The sequence below is a fragment of the Pseudomonas sp. NPDC008258 genome, from assembly GCF_042956345.1.
Classification (GTDB): Bacteria; Pseudomonadota; Gammaproteobacteria; order Pseudomonadales; family Pseudomonadaceae; genus Aquipseudomonas.
In genome coordinates this window covers 58524-78665 of record NZ_JBIBGE010000026.1, presented here as the reverse complement: position 1 = coordinate 78665, position 20142 = coordinate 58524, and the positions used below count along the sequence as shown (strand labels likewise).

Below are 20142 nucleotides of genomic sequence, written 5' to 3'. Positions count from 1 at the left end.
CGCTGATTGATAGTCAAGGAGGGAAATACCCATGCAAACCGTGCAATCCAGGGAACAGGAACTGATCGAGGTGTTTGCCGAGGCCTTTGGCCTACCGGCCCGCTCGGTCGATATCGATGCGACGCTCACCGAGATGGGGGCCGACTCGCTGCAGTTGTTCGAAGTGTTGGCGCCGATCCAGCGCCAGTTCGGCGTCAAGCTGTCGGTACGGCAGTTCTTCTCCGAGCTGCAAACCATCCGTCAGTTATGCGAGTACTTGCAGTCGCAGTCGGGCTTGTCAGTCCAGCAGGTTGCGGACGAGCGCCCGGAGGGGGCGTTCAAATGGATGCGTCGTGGTTCGGACCCGGTCGAGTCGGATGTCAGGCGCCGCTACCTGGCGAACTTCATCCCGCGTTATACCCAGCGCACCGAAATGTCCAAGGCCCATGCCACGGCTGTTCGCCAGCGAATCGCCGACAGCCGCTCGGGCATCGGCTTCAAGGGTTCGGTCAAGGAGCTGCTCTACCCGCTGGTGTGCACTGAGTACGAGGGCGTCAGGGTGCGCGATCTCGATGGCAATGACTACATCGACATGACCATGGGCTTCGGTACCCATCTGTTCGGGCATGCCCCGACCTTCGTCCGCCAGGCGCTGGAGTGCCAGCTTGAACAGGGCTTTGGCCTGGGCGCGCGCAACGCGACGGCACTGCAGGTGGCCGAGTTGTTGTGCGAGGTCACGGGCATGGACCGAGTGGCCTTTGTCAACAGCGGCACCGAGGCGATCATGAATGCCGTGCGCGCCGCGCGGGCGGCGACTGGGCGCAACCACGTGGTGATGTTCTCCAGCAGCTATCACGGGCATTGGGATGCGGTACTGGCCAGCGCCGACCCATCGCGCGCGGGCGCGACCAGCCCGGTCTCGATCGGTATCCCCGCAGGCATGGTGGAGGATGTATCGGTATTCGAATTCGGCTCGCAGGCGGCGCTCGATTTTCTTGCCAGCCATGGCCAGCAGGTCGCCGCGGTGTTGATAGAGCCAGTGCCGACCCGCGACCCGGGCCTCGCCGACCCAGCCTATCTGCGCGCCCTGCGCGACGCATCCCGCGCCGTGGGCGCCTTGCTGATTTTCGACGAGATCGTCACTGGGTTTCGCGCGCACCCTGCGGGGGTGCAAGGGCTGTTCGACATCAATGCAGACATCGTCACCTACGGCAAGACCATCGGTGGAGGCATGCCGCTTGGCGTGGTCGCCGGGCGTGGCAGCACGCTTGATGCCATCGATGGTGGACCCTGGCAGTACGGGGACGACAGCTTCCCGGCGGTGGAGCCGACGTTCTTTGGCGGGACCTTCTTCCAGCACCCGTTGGCGATGGCCACCGCCAAGGCTTCGCTACTTGAGGTCAAGCGCCGCGGTGCGGCGTTCACCGAGGAACTCAACCTGCGGACACAGGTTTTCTCGGCGCGCTTGAACGACCTGTTCGCGACCTACCAGGTGGCCATCGAGGCGCGCAGTTTCTCGTCGTTCATGCGCCTGGTGCATCGCGACAACATGGACCTGCTCTATTACAACCTGCTGCTTCGCGGCGTCTACATCTGGGAGTGGCGCTGCTGGTTCCTCAGCGCCGCGCACCAGGACCGGCACCTGGACCAGGTGCACCAGGCATTCGTCGACAGCCTCGAAGAGCTGCGTGGTCAAGGCTTGATCTAACCCGGCGAGGGTGCCTTGCCGGGCACCCTCGATGGTTCATCCAGTACCTCAACAAGGAGTTTTCCCATGCCATTGCGCAACCTGAAAGTGTTTATTGGTGGCCCGATCCAGTTCGCCATCCGCCAAGAGGGTTTCCATCAGGAACTCAGGCAGACCATCGAGTTGGCGGTCGAGGCGGTCAGGGACCTCAACGGCCAGGTGCTGTCGGCTCACCTGGCCGAGAAGTTCGGTGTCGATACGCCAGCCTTCACCCCGGAAATGGTTTCGCGGCGTGATTTTGCCTGGATGCAGGAGTGCGATGTATTCATGCCTATCCTGCCGGTGCTGGCCAATGGCGAATTGTTGCGCACCGACGGCACGCACATCGAACTGGGTTGGGCTTCGGCGTTGCGTCGGCCGGTGTTGCTGGTCACCGAAATGCCGATCGTCGACAACGCCAGCCACCTGCTCAAGGGGCTGGAGCATGTGGGTACGGTTGCCCGACTCGATGTCCGTGATTTTCGCGCCAACCCTTGGCAGATCGGCGAGATCTTCCAGGGGCTGCTTGCCAGGCAACCTTGCGCGGTACAGGTGTGAGCGCCTGCCCACGTTCCACCTCTTCGATTCTTGTCACAGGGATGCAGTGATGAACATTGAACAACAACGCAGCGGCTACTCGGTGCTTGGCCTGCAATTGGCGTCGCCGCTTATCGTAGGTTCGGGGCTGCTGTCGGACCAGGCGCGGAACATCCGGCAGCTGATGGCGCGCGGGGCTGGGGCAGTGGTCACCAAGACCATTTTCCCGGGCTGCGAGAAGACCCATACCGAGCGGATCCATGCCATTGGTACCGGCATGCTGAACAACACCACCTACTCCAAGCGCTCGGTCGCCAACTGGCTGATATTGCTCGGCCAGTTCCAACGTGAGGGGCTGGCGATCATTGCCTCGATCCATGCCGCCACCCCTGCCGCGCTTGGCGAACTGGCCGCGCAGGTGGCACAAGCCAGCGATTGTCCACTGGAGTTGGGCATATCCTGCCTGCACGCGGAGGATGTTACCGAAGACACGCCCGAGCGTGTCGAGGCCTATGCACAGGCCGTTAGGCAAAGCACCGATGCGCCATTCGCGGTCAAGCTGGCCCTTGGCCAGGGCTTGCATGAGCGTGCCATGGCCGCACAGCGTGGCGGCGCATCGGCGCTGACCCTGAGCGACACCATCTCGGGTCTGGCGTTCGACCCTGAGTGCAGGGACGTAGTGCTGGGAGGGGTTTGCGGTTATTCGGGGGCGGGGATCAAGCCATTGGTGCTGGCCGCGATCTATGAACTGCGCCAGCGCGGTTTCGACTTGCCGATCATGGGCTGCGGAGGCGTGCAGAACGGTCGCGATGTGCGCGAGTACCAGCTGGCCGGCGCGCAGATGGCACAGGTGTATTCGGCGCTGCACCAGGACATGTTCGGCACGCTTGAACGCATCACCGATGAATATTTCGATCTCGATCCGGGAGCTACACGGAGGGTGGCAGGATGAGTGGGCTCAACATCGTGCGGTTCAGCGAGCTGACCAGCCAGGATGTGCGGCAGGCCGTGGAGGGCCAGGTGCTGGTGTGGCCGGTGGGCGGCATCGAGCAGCATGGGCCGCACCTGCCGCTTAATGTTGATGCGTTGATCCCCGAGGCATTCGCCGAGGCGCTGTGTGCCGACCGGCGGGCGATCATGCTGCCACTGCTGCCCATCTCCGTGCGTTCGCTGCCACAGAGTGGGGGAGGGTTGCAGTTTCCAGGTACGGTGTTCATCGAAGGGGATACCTTCATCGATTACCTGGAACAATCGCTTCGCAGCCTGGCCAGCCTGCCGTTCCGGCAGTTGGTGATCATTAACGGCCACTACGAAAATGAAGCGTTCGTTTTCGAGGCGCTCGACAAAGTGCGCGAGCGTGGGTTGCTTGGCCAGCGTTCGGTACTGGCGTTCAGTTGGTGGAGCCTGGTCGGCGAGCAATGGGTCGGCGAGCACTTGCCCGAGTTCCCGGGCTGGCATGCAGAGCATGCGGGAATCACGGAGACCAGCTTGATGCTGCACTTGCATCCTCATCTGGTGCGTACGCCGCGTCCAGATCATGAGCATCCGCCGCGCTGCGGAGTTTACCAGTTGCCACTTTCGCAAGGCGCATCGACTCAAGGGGTGTTGTCGAAAACCTCGGCGGCCAGCGCGGATATCGGCAGGCGCCTGTTCGAGCATGTGCGCCAGCAGATCAGTGGCTTGCTCGAAGAAGTCGATGGTTAAGGGATGAACTGGGCGCCGGCAGTGACTGCCGGCGCTTTTCAAGGCAGCAGCAGTGGTTGGCGTTGCGCCACGTGGAGCAGGTGATGCAGTTGTTCGAGAAACGCGGGCGAGGGGTGCTCGGTGAAAAAATGATCTCCGTCGACGCGGGTCATCTGAAACGCGCCGCAGGTGAGGTTTTTCCAAGGCAACATCATGCTGTAGTCGACGATGTGATCGTCGTGGGCATGAAATGCCCAGATCGGGCAGTTGACGCCAACGTTAGAATTGAATTGCCAGGTTCTACACAGGGTGAAGTCAGCCTGCAGGATGGGCAGGAACAGCGACGCCAGTTCAGGGTTTTTCAACGTGGCCAGGCAGGATGGGTTGAACTCGCCCAACCGCCTGATCGCGGCGCTCTGATCAATGTTGTCAATTTGCGGCAAATGTTTGCGGAATGCGGGGTGGGCCGTGGAACATATAACCAGGCATTCCGGTTGTAGCAAACTTTCGCGGCGCTTGAGCTCTTGTGCAAGTTGGAGCGCGAGCCAGCCGCCCATGCTGGTGCCTAATAATGCAAAGCGGCAGTCGCGAAAGCGATAAAGCTCGTTTATTATCAGGTCTATCAAAAGCGGCATATTGCTGATTAGTGGCAGGTTTATAAGTTGGCCGCGCCCGGGTAATCGGATAGGATGAACAACGATGTCATTGAGCGCCGGGGAGTTCCAGCGGTTGTAGAAATCGGCGCTGCCCCCCCGCAAAGGGAAAACACAGCAGATTGAGTTTGTCGGGATGGGCGGATTTTGAAAACAGCATGACACTGTCCTCCTCCTTGAATACGCAGTGATGTCAGGAGACTTCCACGTTGGATGTGCTTTCCACGAACGGTGGATCAAGCTGGTAGAGGCGTACCAGGCTCATACGCAGCGTCATGCTCTGCTTGAACTTACGATTGAGGTCGCTTGGCGACAAGTCGAGCAGTACACCCTCGTCGATCAAGCGGGCGACCTGGCCGCGGGAAAGGCAAAGCTTACGGGTGAGGATATTGATCAGGCGCACGGGAATGGCCTGTTCAAAGTCGAGGGTGATGATCACCTGTTCGGTGTCAGTGAGCGCGTACGGTGATGGCCCCTGTATCTCATAGGGTGGGGTCGGGCCGAGTTCGGCATGGTTGCGTTTCAACAAGCTGTAGTTGTAGGCGTAACGACGAACTTCATCAAGGTCATTGTGCAGAAAACGTTGATGAAGTTCAGGGTCGAGCTTGTTGGTGTTGATGCGGGCGTGGATGTCAATGTTCCACGTGTAGTCGCACTTCTCGCATTTGTAGATATTCCAGACATCAAGAGTTTTTTTCTGAGCGTTGACCCTGAACGTGCCGGCGGGTAGGAACAGTTTTTTGACTTCGCACGAAGGGCATCGCTTGGTAATTGGCTGATAGCCGAGCGGCTTTATCAACCAATTGATATGTCCATTTATCATTGGCTTGATCCTTTTAAAGTTGTCGACGGTACCTTAGCGCTTTGTGATTTTCTCGGCAAGGTAGCTTGAAAGGCAGGTGTGTACTAGATATTTCTATATGTCAGAAATGTCTTGCTTATTTGTAAGTTGTAGGTCTGGTGCTGGAGGTGTGCTATTTCAAAATGTTTCTTGACTAGCCGGAATAGCGAAAGGGGTAGGGGAAGGGGAAGAAAAATGGGGGTAGATGTATAATGCCAGTCAGTTAAGCTGACTGGCTTTTTTATTTTCGGGTGGGGTACTTTGCTGGTCGTTGCTTCACCGCTCTAGGAAGCCACCGGACCTTTCCTTTGACCGTTTTGCTCAATAGCCGCGCTTTAATCTCTAAGGTGGTGTTTCAGAGAGAGGGCTTTTGACAGGCGGCGCATAAAAAATCCGATGCTCGTTTCCAAGCATCGGATTTTGTGGCCTACAGGCTAAAGGTCAATGAGTCAGTCTTGACTGACTGGCATTAGGCCAGATGCCCCCTTACGGCTATTGGTTGGTATATATTTGGTCAAACACGCCACCATCATTGAAGTGGGTCTTCTGCACGGTGCGCCAGTCACCGAAGGTTTTCTCCACCGACAGGAAGTCCACTTTCGGGAACCGGTCGGTGTACTTGGCCAGCACGGTCGCATCGCGCGGGCGCAGGTAGTTCTGTGCGGCAATTTCCTGGGCCGCTGGCGACCACAGGTACTTCAGGTATTCCTCGGCCACGGCCTGGGTGCCTTTCTTGGCCACTACCTTGTCCACCACGCTTACCGGCGGCTCAGCTTCGGCCGACACGCTCGGGTAAACCACTTCGAACTGGTCGCGGCCGAACTCGCGGGCGATCATTTCGGCTTCGTTCTCGAAGGTAACCAGCACATCACCAATCTGGTTGGTCATGAACGTGGTGGTGGCTGCACGGCCACCGGTATCCAGCACCGGCGCCTGTTTGAACAGCTTGCCTACGAAGTCACGGGCCTTGGCCTCGTCACCGCCTTGCTTGAGCACATAGCCCCAGGCGGACAGGTAGGTGTAGCGGCCGTTACCCGAAGTCTTCGGGTTGGGCACGATCACCTGCACGCCGTCCTTGAGCAGGTCGGGCCAGTCTTTCAGGGCTTTCGGGTTGCCCTTGCGCACGATGAACACGGTGGCCGAGGTGAACGGCGCGCTGTTGTTGGGCAGGCGGCTCACCCAGTTGTCCGGCACCAGCTTGCCGTTGTCGGCCAGGGCGTTGATGTCGGTGGCCATGTTCATGGTGATCACGTCGGCCGGCAGGCCATCGATCACCGCACGCGCCTGCTTGCTGGAGCCGCCGAAGGACATCTGCACGTTGACCTTCTCTTTGTGCTCGGCTTCCCAGTGCTTCTGGAAGGCCGGGTTGTAGTCCTTGTAGAAGTCGCGCATCACGTCGTAGGAAACGTTGAGCAGGGTAGGGGCGGCCTGGGCGATGTTGCCCAAGGCCAGGCCTGCGGCGAGCAGCGAGGCGGTGAAGAGTTTTTTCACGTTGCTTCCTTGTTCTTGAAGGTTATTGGGGCAGATTGCCAGCGACTATAGCGGGTGGCTTGAAGCGGGTTAAAGAACAAAAAACACTTTGGTTATGCCGCTGCCTGCTCTGGCCCTTTCGCGGGTACAGGCAGCATCATTGCTTGGGAAACAACCCATTCCCGCACCGGGAACAGAACGCCGCCCCATGCTCATGGGTCTTCTTGTGGCAAGTCGGGCAATCATGCTGCAACTGCTCCCCGCGCATGGCATTGGCCAGTTCGGCGGTAAAGATGCCAGTCGGCACGGCGATGATCGAATAGCCGGTAATCATCACCAGTGACGACAGCACCTGCCCCAGCGGCGTCTTCGGCACGATATCGCCAAAGCCCACGGTGGTGAGGGTGACGATGGCCCAGTAGATACCCTTGGGGATGCTGGTAAAACCATGCTCCGGCCCTTCGATCACATACATCAAGGTGCCGAACACGGTTACCAGAGTCGATACCGTCACCAGAAACACGATGATCTTCTGCTTGCTGCCGCGCAGCGCCTCCATCAGGTAGTGGGCCTGCTTGAGGTAAGGGCTGAGCTTGAGCACACGGAAGATCCGCAGCATCCGTATCACGCGGATGATCAACAGGTACTGGGCGTCGCTGTAGTACAGCGCGATGATCCCGGGCACGATCGCCAGCAAGTCGACCAGGCCGTAGAAGCTGAAGGCATAGCGCAAAGGCTTGGGCGAGCAGTACAGGCGGGTGATGTATTCGGCCAGGAAGATCCCGGTGAAGCCCCATTCGATGCCTGCCAGCAGGCCGGCGTAGCTTTGGTGTACTTCGTCGATGCTGTCGAGAATCACCGTGACCAGGCTGGCGAGGATGATCAGCAGGAGGATCTTGTCGAAGCGCCTTCCAGCCACGGTGTCGGTCTGGAAGACGATGACATAAAGCCGCTCGCGCAGGCTTGCAGGGTTGTTCATTGGCTCGTTCCAAAATGCGATGGGCTGAGCCTAGGGGCTGCGTTTCAGCTGTGCAAGCGGCTGGCGTTGCGCTGCCTGGGTTGGGCCAGGTAGTTGCCCAGGTGCATGAGCCAGCAGGCAGTAACGAACGGCGCAGTCAGGCCGGCCACCGGCAACAGCTTGAACAATGGTTGCAGCAACAGGGCCAGGGCAATTGCCAGCAGTGTCACCCACGGCTTTTCACCTTGCCGGCTGAATGCCAATGCCGCCAGCGCAGCGTTGAAACCGTACAGGCCCAGCCAGGCGGCTTGCGCCTGGTGGGCGAGCAGTGCCACGCCGCCGCCGATGGCCGAACCGATCACCGCCCACAGTGCGGCATAAGGGTTGGCGATGAACATGCCGACAATAATCAGCAAACCAGCCAAGGGCTGATCGAGCAGGAAGATCTGGCCTACACCGCGCGCCAAGGCGTGCAGCGGATCGGCCTCGACGAAGCCGTTGGGCGAGGGGCTGGCGAACAGTAGCGCGGCCCAGCCCAGCAGCACGAACGGCGCGGTGTATGCGATCAGCAGCTTGCCGCCGCGCTTGCGCCACTGGTGGGTGATGATGCTGGACAGGCCGGCGGCGGCGATGATCAGCGGCGGCAGGATGGCCGACCAGGGCAGCACGGCGCTGATCAGGATGCCGATGAGCACCCCGTTGTAGCAGTACAGCCCGGCCTGGCGGTCGGCGCGGTCGTAGCCACGGGCTTGGGCGGTGATCAGGCCTGCCAGGGCGCCGAGCAGGGCGCCGCCGACCAGGTCGGGGGCGGTCAGCAGGATGGCCAGCAGGCAGCACAGGCCGCACAGGGGGTTGCGCAGCAGCAGCACCTGGCTGAAACCGTTGAGTAACGCCGTGGCCCAGTCGGGGCACGGGTTGACGAAATTTTTGGTGTACATGGGGCAGTCAGTGAGGTTGAAGGGAAGCGGTGGGCCTCTTTGGGCCTCGGGTTTTCCGCGATTGTTTGCGACACCACCGACCCTGTGGGAGCTGGCGTGCCCGCGAAAGGGCCAGCAGGAGCAACGACGTTGCCTGGGCTGACGTATTCGCGGGCGCGCCCGCTCCCACAGGGGAAATGCAGTGGCTTAGATCAAATTCTCGATCCGCAGCGTGTTAGTCGACCCTGGCTTGCCGAAAGGCACACCGGCAGTGATCAACAGCGTGTCACCGCGGCTGGCCATGCCTTGCGCCTGGGCAATTTCCAGCGCGGTAGACACAACCTCATCAACCTGACGCAGGCGGTCGTTGACCACCGAATGCACGCCCCAGGCCACACTCAGGCGGCGCGCGGTGTTCAGGTTTGGCGTCAGGTTCAGGATCGGTGCCCGTGGCCGCTCACGGGCAGCACGCAGGGTCGAGGCGCCCGACTCGCTGTAGTTGACCAGCACCGCCACCGGCAGGATGCCGCTGATACGGCGAATCGCGCAGCTGATGGCGTCCGACACGGTGGCCTCGGCCTTCGGCCGGCCAACGTCGAGCTGGGCCTGGTAGTCCGGGCCGTTCTCCACCTGGCGGATGATCTTGCTCATCATCTGCACGGCTTCCAGCGGGTAATCGCCCGACGCGGTCTCGGCCGACAGCATCACTGCGTCGGCACCCTCGGCCACGGCGTTGGCCACGTCGGTGACTTCGGCGCGGGTTGGCGCCGGTGAGAAACGCATGGACTCGAGCATCTGCGTGGCCACTACTACCGGCTTGCCCAGCTGGCGGCAGGTGCCGATGATGCGTTTCTGGATTTGCGGCACGCTTTCGGCCGGCACTTCCACGCCCAGGTCACCGCGGGCCACCATGATCGCGTCCGACAGTTCGGCGATGGCTTGCAGCTGTTCGACCGCCGAAGGTTTTTCGATCTTGGCCATCAGGTAGGCGCGGTCGCCGATCAGCTGGCGTGCTTCGGTGATGTCTTCCGGCCGTTGCACAAACGACAGGGCTACCCAGTCCACGCCCAGTTCCAGGCCGAAGGCCAGGTCGCGGCGGTCTTTTTCGGTGAGCGGGGAGAGGTCGAGTACCGCTTGCGGCACGTTCACGCCCTTGCGGTCAGACAACTCGCCACCGTTCAGCACTTCAGTGTCGATGGCGTCGCTGTGCTTGGCGGTAACGCGCAAGCGCAGCTTGCCGTCGTCCAGCAGCAGGTCCATGCCGGGCTCAAGGGCGGCAATGATTTCGGGGTGCGGCAGGTTTACCCGGCGGCTGTCGCCCGGGGCCTTGTCCAGGTCCAGGCGCAGGGCCTGGCCGCGTTGCAGCTGCACCTTGCCTTCGGCAAAGCGGCCCACGCGCAGTTTTGGCCCTTGCAGGTCCATGAGGATGCCCAGCGGGTAGTTGAGCTGCTGCTCCACTTCGCGGATCCACTGGTAGCGCAGGGCGTGGTCAGCGTGTTCGCCGTGGCTGAAGTTGAGGCGGAAGATGTTAACCCCGGCCTCTACCAGCTGGCGGATGTCGTCGATGCCGTTGATCGCAGGGCCGAGGGTGGCGAGGATCTTTACTTTTTTATCAGGCGTCATGATTGGGCAGTCTCAAGGATCAGGATGGCGCGGAAGTCGTTGACGTTGGTGCGGGTCGGTTCGGTGACGATCAGCGCATCCAGCGCGGCGAAATAGCCGTAGCCGTTGTTGTTGTCCAGCTCGTCGCTGGCCGACAGGCCCAGGGCCTCGGCACGGGCGTAGCTGCCTGGCGTCATGAAGGCGCCGGCGTTTTCTTCCGAGCCGTCGATGCCGTCGGTGTCACCGGCCAAGGCATACACACCCGGCAGGCCTTTCAGGCTTTCGGTGAGGCTGAGCAGGAACTCGGCGTTACGCCCGCCACGGCCGTTGCCGCGCACCGTCACTGTGGTTTCGCCGCCGGACAGGATCACGCACGGCGCCTTCAGTGGCTGGCCATGCAGCACGATCTGCCGGGCGATACCGGCGTGTACCTTGGCCACTTCGCGCGACTCGCCTTCCAGGTCGCCGAGGATCAGCGGGCTGAAGCCGGCCTGGCGGGCTTTGACCGCAGCGGCTTCAAGCGACTGCTGGGGCTTGGCGATCAGCTGGAAGTGGCTGCGGGCCAGGGCCGGGTCGTCGGCCTTGACGGTTTCCGACGCCGGGTTGTTGAGCCAGTCGATGACGGCTTTGGGGGCGTCGATGTTGTAACGTTTGATGATGGCCAGGGCATCGGCCGAGGTGCTCGGGTCGGCCACGGTCGGGCCGGAGGCGATCACCGTGGCGAGGTCGCCGGGCACATCGGAAATGGCATAGGTGTAGACGGTGGCCGGCCAGCACGCCTTGGCCAGGCGGCCGCCCTTGATCGCCGAGAGGTGCTTGCGTACGCAGTTCATCTCGCCGATGGTGGCGCCGGATTTCAGCAGTGCCTTGTTGATCTGCTGTTTGTCGGCCAGGGTCAGGCCTTCGGCCGGCAGCGCCAGCAGCGCGGAGCCACCGCCGGAGAGCAGGAAGATGACGCGGTCGTCTTCATTGAGGTTGCTGACCAGGTCCAGCACGCGCTTGGCCACGGCCAGGCCGGCGGCGTCGGGTACCGGGTGGGCGGCTTCGACCACTTCGATCTTCTGGCAGTTGGCGCCATGGCCGTAACGGGTGACGACCAGGCCAGAGACTTCGCCCTGCCAGCTTTTCTCGACCACTTCGGCCATGGCGGCTGCGGCCTTGCCGGCGCCGATGACAATGACCCGGCCGCTACGGTCGGCGGGCAGGTAGGGTTCGAGCACTTGACGGGGGTGGGCGGCAGCGATGGCTGTGTCGAACAGCTCGCGGAGAATTTTTTGCGGATCGACCGACATGGCAGGCTCCCAATTATTGTTGTTCTGCAGAATCAAAAACGCCCCTGGAACTGCCTCCGTGCAGGCCGAACCAGGGGCGGGTGTTGCTCGGTGCCACCTTATGAGCCTGTGGTCGCAGGTTCATCGGTGTTGGTCTCTTCGCGGGCTTGCCCGCTCCCACAGGTACTGCACAGGTTTCGAGGGCGGTGCGATCCCTGTGGGAGCGGGCGAGCCCGCGAAGAGGCCGTTAAGGCTTACAGATTACTTGTCGTCGCGGATCGAGAAGTTGGCCATGTGTTCCAGGCCTTTGATCAGCGCCGAGTGGTCCCAGTTGCCGCCACCCAGGGCCTGGCAGGTGTTGAACACTTGCTGGGCATTGGAGGTGTTGGGCAGGTTGATACCCAGTTCCTTGGCGCCTTGCAGGGCCAGGTTCAGGTCTTTCTGGTGCAGGTTGATGCGGAAGCCCGGGTCGAAGGTGCCCTTGATCATGCGCTCGGCATGCACTTCGAGGATTTTCGACGAAGCGAAGCCGCCCATCAGTGCTTCACGCACCTTGGCCGGGTCGGCGCCGTTCTTGGCGGCGAACAGCAGGGCTTCGGCAACAGCCTGGATGTTCAGTGCAACGATGATCTGGTTGGCCACCTTGGCAGTCTGGCCGTCGCCGTTGCCACCCACGCGGGTGATGTTCTTGCCCATGGCTTCGAACAGCGGCAGGGTGCGCTCGAAGGCTTTCGGGCAGCCACCGACCATGATGCTCAGGGTCGCGGCCTTGGCACCGACTTCGCCACCGGACACTGGAGCGTCCAGGTAAGCGGCGCCGGTAGCCTTGATTTTTTCGGCGAAGGTTTTGGTGGCGGTAGGGGAGATCGAGCTCATGTCGATCACGATCTTGTTCGGGCCCACGCCTTCGGCCACGCCGTTTTCACCGAACAGCACGCTTTCTACCTGTGGGGTATCCGGCACCATGACAATGATGAATTCGGCTTCCTGGGCCACTTCCTTCGGGTTGGCCAGGGCCACGGCGCCTGCAGCGATCAGGTCAGCCGGGGCTGCGTCGTGGTGGGTGGAGACGAAGATGCTGTGACCTGCTTTTTGCAGGTTCTGGGCCATGGGCTTGCCCATGATGCCGGTGCCGATGAAACCGATTTTAGCCATGAGAATGTGCCTCTTTGTATTTGTGATGTCTCAAGCGAACCTCGGCCCCTGTGGGAGCGGGCGTGCCCGCGAAACAGGCGACTCGGTGGATGGCACCGGCGATGCCGGTGTTCGCGGGCATGCCCGCTCCCACAGGGTTCGTGTTTCACAGGGGGCTAGCGTTCAGCCGTTCAGATTGCGTTGTGCGTTTTCAGCCAGCCAAGGCCTGCTTCGGTGGTGGTCTTGGGCTTGTACTCCGCGCCCACCCAACCCTGGTAGCCGATGCGGTCCAGGTGCTCGAACAGGAAGCGGTAGTTGATCTCGCCGGTGCCGGGTTCGTTGCGGCCCGGGTTGTCGGCCAGCTGCACGTGGTTGATCAACTGCAGGTTGGTTTCCAGGGTGCGCGCCAGGTCACCTTCCATGATCTGCATGTGGTAGATGTCGTACTGCAGGAACAGGTTGTCGCTGCCCACTTCGGCCTGGATTTCCAGGGCCTGTTTAGTGGTGTTCAGGTAGAAACCCGGGATGTCGCGGGTGTTGATCATTTCCATGACCAGGCGGATACCGGCGGCCTTGAGCTTGTCAGCGGCGTAGTGCAGGTTTTCCACGAACGTCTTGCGCACGGTGGCGCAATCCGGGCCTTGTGGGCGAATACCAGCCAGGGCGTTGACCTGGGTGTTGCCCAGCACCTTGGCGTATTCCATGGCCTTGTCGACACCGGCACGGAATTCTTCGATGCGGTCAGGGTGGCAGGTGATGCCACGCTCACCTTTGGCCCAGTCGCCAGCGGGCAGGTTGAACAGCACCTGGGTCAGGCCGTTGGCTTCCAGTTGCTGCTTGATTTCGGCGGCACTGAAGTCGTACGGGAACAGGTATTCGACGCCGCTGAAACCAGCATCGGCGGCAGCCTTGAAGCGGGCCAGGAAGTCCTGTTCGGTGAACAGCATGGACAGGTTGGCAGCGAAGCGAGGCATGGGGTGTCTCCTTGCGTTGAAGGCCCCCAGGGTATGCCTGGGGGCGTCAGGCGATCAGTCCAGCATCGAGATAGCGGTTGGCGCGTCGTTACCGACCAGGGCCAGGTCTTCGAACTCGTTGACCGCGTTGATCTCGGTGCCCATGGAAATGTTGGTCACACGCTCGAGAATCACTTCGACCACCACCGGTACGCGGAACTCTTCGGCCATTTTCTGTGCCTTGAGCAGGGCAGGGGCGATCTCGGCCGGCTCGAACACACGGATGGCCTTGCAGCCCAGGCCCTCGACCACGGCAACGTGGTCGACACCGTAGGTGGCAGCGTCGGTGGAGTTGATGTTCTCGAACGCCAGTTGTACACAGTAATCCATGTCGAAGCCACGCTGCGCCTGACGAATCAGGCCCAGGTAGGCGTTGTTCACCAGCACGTGGACGTACGGCAGGTTGAACTGCGCGCCCACGGCCAGTTCTTCGATCATGAACTGGAAGTCGTAGTCACCCGACAGCGCGACAACCTTGCGCTTGGGGTCGGCCTTGACCACGCCCAGCGCGGCAGGGATGGTCCAGCCCAGCGGGCCGGCCTGGCCGCAGTTGATCCAGTGGCGTGGCTTGTAAACGTGCAGGAACTGCGCGCCAGCGATCTGCGACAGGCCGATGGTGCTGACGTAGGTGGTGTCCTTGCCAAATACCTGGTTCATCTCTTCGTAAACGCGCTGCGGCTTGACCGGCACGTTGTCGAAGTGGGTCTTGCGCTGCAGGCTGGCTTTACGCTGCTGGCAGTCTTCCAGCCAGGCCTTGCGGCACTGCAGCTTGCCGGCGGCTTTCCACTCGCGGGCCACTTCCAGGAACACGTCCAATGACTTGCCAGCGTCGGAAACGATCCCCAGGTCCGGGGTGAACACGCGGCCGATCTGGGTGGGTTCGATGTCGACGTGCACGAACTTGCGGCCTTCGGTGTAGACGTCGACCGAGCCGGTGTGGCGGTTGGCCCAGCGGTTACCGATACCGAACACCAGGTCGGATTTCAGCAGGGTGGCGTTGCCGTAGCGGTGCGAGGTCTGCAGGCCGACCATGCCGACCATTTGTGCGTGGTCGTCCGGGATGGTGCCCCAGCCCATCAGGGTCGGGATCACTGGCACGCCGGTCAGTTCGGCGAATTCGACCAGCTTGTCGCTGGCATCGGCATTGATGATGCCGCCACCGGCCACCAGCAGTGGGCGCTCGGCTTCATTGAGCAAGGCCAGGGCTTTCTCGGCCTGTACACGGGTAGCGGAAGGCTTGTTGACGGCCAGCGGTTCGTAGGCGTCGATGTCGAATTCGATTTCGGCCATCTGTACGTCGAACGGCAGGTCGATCAGTACCGGGCCAGGGCGGCCGGTGCGCATTTCGTAGAAGGCCTTCTGGAAGGCATAAGGCACCTGGCCTGGTTCCAGGACAGTGGTCGCCCATTTGGTGACCGGCTTGACGATGCTGGTGATGTCGACGGCCTGGAAGTCTTCCTTGTGCAGGCGGGCACGCGGAGCCTGGCCGGTGATGCAGAGGATCGGGATGGAGTCGGCCGAGGCACTGTACAGGCCGGTGACCATGTCGGTGCCGGCCGGGCCGGAAGTGCCGATGCACACGCCGATGTTGCCCGGGTTGGCACGGGTGTAGCCCTCGGCCATGTGCGAGGCACCTTCGACGTGACGAGCGAGGACGTGATCGATGCCACCGACTTTCTTCAGGGCCGAGTACAACGGGTTGATGGCAGCCCCCGGGATGCCGAACGCGGTATCTACACCTTCACGGCGCATGACCAGAACGGCTGCATCGATTGCTCTCATTTTGCTCATGGTTTGTGCCTCATCGATTTTGTAATTGTATACAACTTGCGTTGCGACAGAGTGTATTCACGGCTGGCGGCTCAGGTCAATGGGTTTTCATCGGGTGGGCCAGCTTTCGTCAAAGCGGCCGTGAAAACGGCTATTTGCGCCATCGCATACGATCGTTTCAAAATATTGTATACAAAAATACATTTCGTTGTGTTCTATTTGGTCTATCGGTTTTCAACTGCCCTCAGGGCTTCTCACAACAAGAAGAGGACCTTTCCATGAACGTTTTGAACCTGAATGTTGCTGTCAGCCTGGTGAATGCCGCGCTGGCGGCGGGCCGCAAGATCAATGCTGCGCCACTGACGGTGGCGGTGCTGGATGCTGGCGGGCACTTGCTGGCGTTGCAGCGTGAGGATGGCGCCAGCCTGATCCGGCCTGAGGTGGCCACGGGCAAGGCCTGGGGTGCGATTGCCCTGGGCAAGGGCTCGCGCTTGCTGGCGCTGGATGCTCAGCAGCGCCCTGCGTTTTTTGCTGCGCTGAACGGGATGGGTGAACGGCCTGTGGTGCCGGCACCGGGTGGGGTGCTGATTCGTGATCAGGCTGGCAAGGTGCTGGGTGCTGTCGGGATCAGCGGGGATACGTCGGATATTGACGAGCAGTGTGCGATCAGTGCGATCGAGGAGGTCGGGTTGCGGGCGGATGCCGGGGTAGCAGCCTAAATCTTCATTGCCTGTTCTGGCCTCATCGCCGGCAAGCCAGCTCCCACAGGATTATCACAGTGCCTGAGAACTGTGGAGACCTTGTGGGAGCTGGCTTGCCGGCGATGGGCTGCAAAGCAGCCCCACTGGCCCTGTCAGGCTGCCTCGGGCTCACAGCCCTTGAGCACCATGCGGATGATGGTCTCGGCCGCCGCGTCATAATCACTGTCAGCCAGCTTGGCCTTACCGGTCACAGCAGAAATCTGCCAGTCGAAATCTGCATACGTCTGTGTCGCCGCCCAGATGCTGAACATCAGGTGGTGCGCATCCACATGGGCGATCTGCCCGCGGTCGATCCAGCGCTGGATGCACTCGATGTTGTGCCGGGCCTGCTCGTTCAGCTGCTCCACCTGGTTTGGCGACAGGTGTGGGGCGCCGTGCATGATCTCGCTGGCAAACACCTTGGAGGCGTGCGGCAGATCACGCGAAATGCGGATCTTCGAGCGAATGTAGGCACTCAGCACTTCTTTCGGGTCGCCGTCGGCATTGAACGGCGTAGAGGCCTGCATGATCGGCGCGATGATGCTTTCCAGGACCTCGCGGTAGAGGTTGTCCTTGGACTTGAAGTAGTAATACACGTTCGGCTTGGGCAGGCCGGCCTTGGCCGCGATATCGCTGGTCTTGGTGGCGGCGAAGCCCTTGTCTGCGAATTCCTCGCTGGCCGCGCGCAGGATCAGTTCCTTGTTGCGCTCGCGAATGGTGCTCATGGTCAGGGATCTTCCTCGTGTCTGGCCACCTCTAAGAGGGATCGGGCATGGTAGCACCGGGCTCGACGGGCGCTCAAGGCAGCGGCTTTGGGCTAGAATCCGTGGCACATACACATCTGGATACAGGCAAACATGGCAGGAAGCAGTCTACTGGTACTGATCGACGACATCGCAACCGTGCTGGATGACGTCTCGGTGATGACCAAGGTGGCGGCGAAAAAAACCGCAGGCGTGCTGGGCGACGACCTGGCGTTGAACGCCCAGCAGGTCACCGGTGTGCGTGCCGAACGCGAAATCCCTGTGGTGTGGGCGGTGGCCAAGGGGTCGTTTGTCAACAAGGCAATCCTGGTACCGGCGGCGCTGCTGATCAGTGCATTCATTCCTTGGGCGGTTACACCATTGTTGATGATCGGTGGCGCCTACCTGTGCTTCGAGGGCTTCGAGAAGCTGGCGCACAAGTTCTTGCACAGCAAGGAAGAAGACGACGCGCAGCACCAGGCGCGCACGGAGGCGGTGGCTGATGCCAGCGTCGACCTGGTGGCGTATGAAAAAGCCAAGATCAAGGGGGCCGTGCGTACCGACTTCATTTTGTCGGCAGAAATCATCGCCATCACCTTGGGCATCGTCGCTGACTCGCCACTGTCACAACAGATCATCGTGCTGTCGGGGATTGCCATTGTCATGACCATCGGCGTCTACGGGCTGGTCGGTGGCATCGTCAAGCTGGATGACCTTGGGTTGTGGATGACCACGAAGGCATCTCGCCTGGCGCAGGGGGTCGGCAACGGCATCCTGCGGGCGGCGCCATACATGATGAAAAGCCTGTCGGTGATCGGGACTGCTGCGATGTTTTTGGTCGGCGGCGGGATTCTGGTGCACGGCATCGCGCCGCTGCATCACGCCATCGAGGCATTCAGCGAAGGGCGTGGTGGTGCATTGACCGGTGCGCTGCTCAATGGCGTGGCCGGGGTGGTGGCCGGAGCCGTGGTGCTGGCAGTGGTGGCGGTTGTCGGCAAACTGTGGCGGGCAGTTCGGCCGGCCAGCTAGTGCGCATGGCCGGGGCGCTGCCCCGGTTCGCGGGCAAGCCCGCTCCCACAGGTAAAGTGCCTGCCTTGGGCCGAGCGCGGACCCTGTGGGAGCGGGCGTGCCCGCGAATGGGCCGCAGCGCGGCCCGGAGGGCTCAGGTCAGAAGTGCACCTTGACCAGGAAACTCATGGTGTTCTGGTCGGTGGTGAACGCATCGCTGTCCTTGATACCGTACTTGTTCTTCCAGTAGTCATACTCCACACCCACGTACAACTGCTTCTCACCCAGGTGCAATGCCTTGCCCAGGTCATACTTGATCTGCGGGTTGAAGTGCAGGTTGGCCTGGTAGGTGCCACGGCGGTTCTCGTCGTTGTCCACCACCCAGTCCATGAAGCCGTCGATCAGCACGTCGGAATCGCCGACCGGAATGGTGTACGACCATACCGGGGTGATCTGCCACACATTGTCGCCGGCGCGGCTGCCGTCGGTGGTGCGGTTGTAGAAGTTCAGCTGGAAGTAGTCGAAGCCCGGGATGGCCAGGTCGAAGCCGGGGCCGATCAGGTACGACTCGGTGTCACCCTCGCCAAACTCGTAGGTCATGGCCAACAGCACGTCCTTGACCGGGCCGAACTCCAGCTTCTGGTCGAAGATCTTGTTGAACGACAGGCGCGGGCTGATCTCGCCGTAGTAGGTGTTCGGGCCGTTACCGGCGTCTTTCTGCCCCTGGTAGAAGATCTTGTCGACGAAGATGAAGTTGTCGCCGTACTTCCAGCCATCGGCGTGCTCGAAGGTAACGGTTTGCTGGATCGACGGGTTGACCTTGAAGTTCTTGCCCCACAGGTAGGTCAGGCTGTTGTTCTGCCATTGCAGCAGGTCGCCGCCGAAGGTGGTGCCACAGGCCAGCAGGCCGCCGGCGAGGATCAGGCTGTTGATGGTACGCATTGCGAGTGTCGCTCCCTTGATTGATCTGTTGTCAGCGCTCGGTGTTGGCGCTTTTTTTGTCTTGCGAGTCAGCTTTTTTCGATAGGCCACAGCTGTTTGGCAAGGGTTGGGCCAACTTTTCCGGGTTGGCAAAACCTTCCTGCTCGACTTCGTTCTGAACGGATGAAAAGGGTCTTTCAGGCTAGCAACACGTTGGCCAACCGCCCGTATTCATTGACTGAGCGGTCAGTAAACGCAGGCAGAATCCGTTCTGCCCTGATCGAGGGGGCGCGCAGATTACTGGCTTGCGCGCCGCGCCTCAAGTGCTCCGTCCTGGAGCGGGGTGATGCAAACTTGTGCGTTTGGTCAGTTTCTTAGAAGTGCACTTTGATCAGGGCACTGGCAACGCTCTGGTTGCTGTCCAGGTTGCCGCGGCTGTCGATGCCGTACTTGTCCTTCCAGTAGCTGTACTCAAAGCCCACGTACAGCTGCTTGGCGCCCAGGTTCAGCGCCTTGCCCAGGTCGTATTTGACCTGCGGGTTGAAGTGCAGGTTGGCGTGGTAGGTGCCACGGCGGGTCTGGTCGTTGTCGGTGACCCAGTCCATGTAACCGTCGATCAGAATGTCTGACCTGCCCACGGGGATGGTGTAGGACCAGCCGGGGGTAATCTGCCAGACGTTGTCCCCTGGGCGGCTGCCTTCGGTGTTGCGCACGTAGAAGTTCAGGGTGAAATAGTTGAAGCCAGGGATGTCGAGGTCGAAGCCGGGGCCGATCAGGTAGGCCTCGTTGTCGCCTTCGCCGCGCTCGTAGGTCATGGCCAGCAGCACGTCCTTGACCGGGCCGAAGGCCAGTTTTTTATCGAAGATCTTGCCGAACGACAGGCGCGGGCTGAACTCGCCGTAGTAGGTAGTCACGCCTTTGCCGGGGTCGGCCTTGCCGTTGTAGAAAATCTTGTCGACGAACATGAAGGTGTCGCCGTACTTCCATTTGTTGGCGTGCTCGAAGGTAATGGTCTGCTGGATATCAGGGTTGACCTTGAAATCCTTGCCGTACAGGTAGGTCAGGCTTTCGCCGTGCCATTGCAGCCATTCGCCTGCATGCGAGGGGAGGGTGGCCAGCAGGCTGCTGCCCAACAACAGGGACGTGGTGATGCGCTTCATGTTGTGATTCCCGGAC

19 protein-coding genes are annotated in these 20142 nt (G+C 61.1%); 6 read left to right on the top strand and 13 right to left on the bottom strand.

Annotated elements, in window-relative coordinates; translation table 11 throughout:
- Positions 1-31: 31 nt before the first annotated feature.
- From ACFY9W_RS20475 to ACFY9W_RS20460, 4 genes are all read left to right on the top strand, one after another.
- Entirely contained in the window at positions 32-1687 is a 1656-nt protein-coding gene (locus tag ACFY9W_RS20475; protein ID WP_391133794.1) for an aminotransferase class III-fold pyridoxal phosphate-dependent enzyme, read from the top strand.
- Positions 1688-1753: 66 nt separating this feature from the next.
- Positions 1754-2263 (top strand): nucleoside 2-deoxyribosyltransferase, encoded by a 510-nt coding sequence (locus tag ACFY9W_RS20470; RefSeq protein ID WP_391133791.1) that lies wholly within the window; start codon positions 1754-1756, stop codon positions 2261-2263.
- A gap of 49 nt (positions 2264-2312) precedes the next feature.
- A complete protein-coding gene (locus ACFY9W_RS20465; RefSeq protein ID WP_391133788.1) occupies positions 2313-3194 on the top strand; it encodes a hypothetical protein in 882 nt (293 codons plus the stop codon).
- Complete coding sequence (locus tag ACFY9W_RS20460) at positions 3191-3946, top strand: creatininase family protein (RefSeq protein WP_391133785.1); 756 nt, start codon at positions 3191-3193, stop codon at positions 3944-3946. The genes ACFY9W_RS20465 and ACFY9W_RS20460 overlap by 4 nt, the downstream gene beginning before the upstream one ends.
- Before the next feature lie 38 nt (positions 3947-3984).
- On the opposite strand, the gene ACFY9W_RS20455 is transcribed toward ACFY9W_RS20460, so the two are convergent.
- From ACFY9W_RS20455 to gcl, 10 genes are all read right to left on the bottom strand, one after another.
- The gene (locus ACFY9W_RS20455; RefSeq protein ID WP_391133782.1) at positions 3985-4743 is read right to left on the bottom strand and encodes a thioesterase domain-containing protein; all 759 of its coding nucleotides are present in this window, start codon (positions 4741-4743) and stop codon (positions 3985-3987) included.
- 28 nt (positions 4744-4771) lie between these two features.
- Positions 4772-5401, bottom strand: a complete 630-nt coding sequence (locus tag ACFY9W_RS20450) for a DUF1062 domain-containing protein (RefSeq protein ID WP_391133780.1) — start codon at positions 5399-5401, stop codon at positions 4772-4774.
- Positions 5402-5911: 510 nt separating this feature from the next.
- Entirely contained in the window at positions 5912-6910 is a 999-nt protein-coding gene (locus ACFY9W_RS20445) for a sulfate ABC transporter substrate-binding protein (protein ID WP_391133777.1), read from the bottom strand.
- A gap of 136 nt (positions 6911-7046) precedes the next feature.
- Positions 7047-7868 carry an ion transporter gene (locus tag ACFY9W_RS20440; protein ID WP_391133774.1) on the bottom strand — a complete coding sequence of 274 codons (822 nt, stop codon included), beginning with the start codon at positions 7866-7868 and terminating at the stop codon, positions 7047-7049.
- 44 nt (positions 7869-7912) lie between these two features.
- The gene (locus tag ACFY9W_RS20435) at positions 7913-8785 is read right to left on the bottom strand and encodes an urea transporter (protein ID WP_391133771.1); all 873 of its coding nucleotides are present in this window, start codon (positions 8783-8785) and stop codon (positions 7913-7915) included.
- 186 nt (positions 8786-8971) lie between these two features.
- Positions 8972-10387: a pyruvate kinase gene (gene pyk, locus ACFY9W_RS20430; protein ID WP_391133768.1), complete on the bottom strand. Its 1416-nt coding sequence runs from the start codon at positions 10385-10387 to the stop codon at positions 8972-8974.
- Positions 10384-11658: a DUF4147 domain-containing protein gene (locus ACFY9W_RS20425; protein WP_391133765.1), complete on the bottom strand. Its 1275-nt coding sequence runs from the start codon at positions 11656-11658 to the stop codon at positions 10384-10386. The genes pyk and ACFY9W_RS20425 overlap by 4 nt, the downstream gene beginning before the upstream one ends.
- Positions 11659-11898: 240 nt before the next feature.
- Positions 11899-12792 carry a 2-hydroxy-3-oxopropionate reductase gene (locus tag ACFY9W_RS20420; RefSeq protein ID WP_391133762.1) on the bottom strand — a complete coding sequence of 298 codons (894 nt, stop codon included), beginning with the start codon at positions 12790-12792 and terminating at the stop codon, positions 11899-11901.
- Positions 12793-12962: 170 nt separating this feature from the next.
- Complete coding sequence (gene hyi / locus ACFY9W_RS20415; protein ID WP_391133758.1) at positions 12963-13745, bottom strand: hydroxypyruvate isomerase; 783 nt, start codon at positions 13743-13745, stop codon at positions 12963-12965.
- Between the two features lie 54 nt (positions 13746-13799).
- A complete protein-coding gene (gene gcl, locus ACFY9W_RS20410; protein ID WP_391133755.1) occupies positions 13800-15575 on the bottom strand; it encodes a glyoxylate carboligase in 1776 nt (591 codons plus the stop codon).
- A 257-nt stretch (positions 15576-15832) separates the two neighbouring features.
- Here gcl and ACFY9W_RS20405 point away from each other — a divergent pair, with 257 nt between their 5' ends.
- Positions 15833-16273, top strand: a complete 441-nt coding sequence (locus tag ACFY9W_RS20405; protein ID WP_391133752.1) for a heme-binding protein — start codon at positions 15833-15835, stop codon at positions 16271-16273.
- A 134-nt stretch (positions 16274-16407) separates the two neighbouring features.
- On the opposite strand, the gene ACFY9W_RS20400 is transcribed toward ACFY9W_RS20405, so the two are convergent.
- Entirely contained in the window at positions 16408-17019 is a 612-nt protein-coding gene (locus ACFY9W_RS20400; RefSeq protein WP_010955036.1) for a TetR/AcrR family transcriptional regulator, read from the bottom strand.
- Between the two features lie 132 nt (positions 17020-17151).
- On the opposite strand from ACFY9W_RS20400, the gene ACFY9W_RS20395 reads away from it, so the two are divergent.
- The gene (locus ACFY9W_RS20395) at positions 17152-18066 is read left to right on the top strand and encodes a DUF808 family protein (RefSeq protein ID WP_391133749.1); all 915 of its coding nucleotides are present in this window, start codon (positions 17152-17154) and stop codon (positions 18064-18066) included.
- 138 nt (positions 18067-18204) lie between these two features.
- Here the strand turns inward: ACFY9W_RS20395 and ACFY9W_RS20390 are convergent, their stop codons facing one another.
- Both ACFY9W_RS20390 and ACFY9W_RS20385 read right to left on the bottom strand, forming a co-directional pair.
- A complete protein-coding gene (locus tag ACFY9W_RS20390) occupies positions 18205-18987 on the bottom strand; it encodes an outer membrane protein OmpK (RefSeq protein WP_391133746.1) in 783 nt (260 codons plus the stop codon).
- A gap of 353 nt (positions 18988-19340) precedes the next feature.
- On the bottom strand, positions 19341-20126 hold the full coding sequence (locus ACFY9W_RS20385) for an outer membrane protein OmpK (RefSeq protein WP_391133744.1): 786 nt from the start codon (positions 20124-20126) through the stop codon (positions 19341-19343).
- Positions 20127-20142 lie beyond the last annotated feature (16 nt).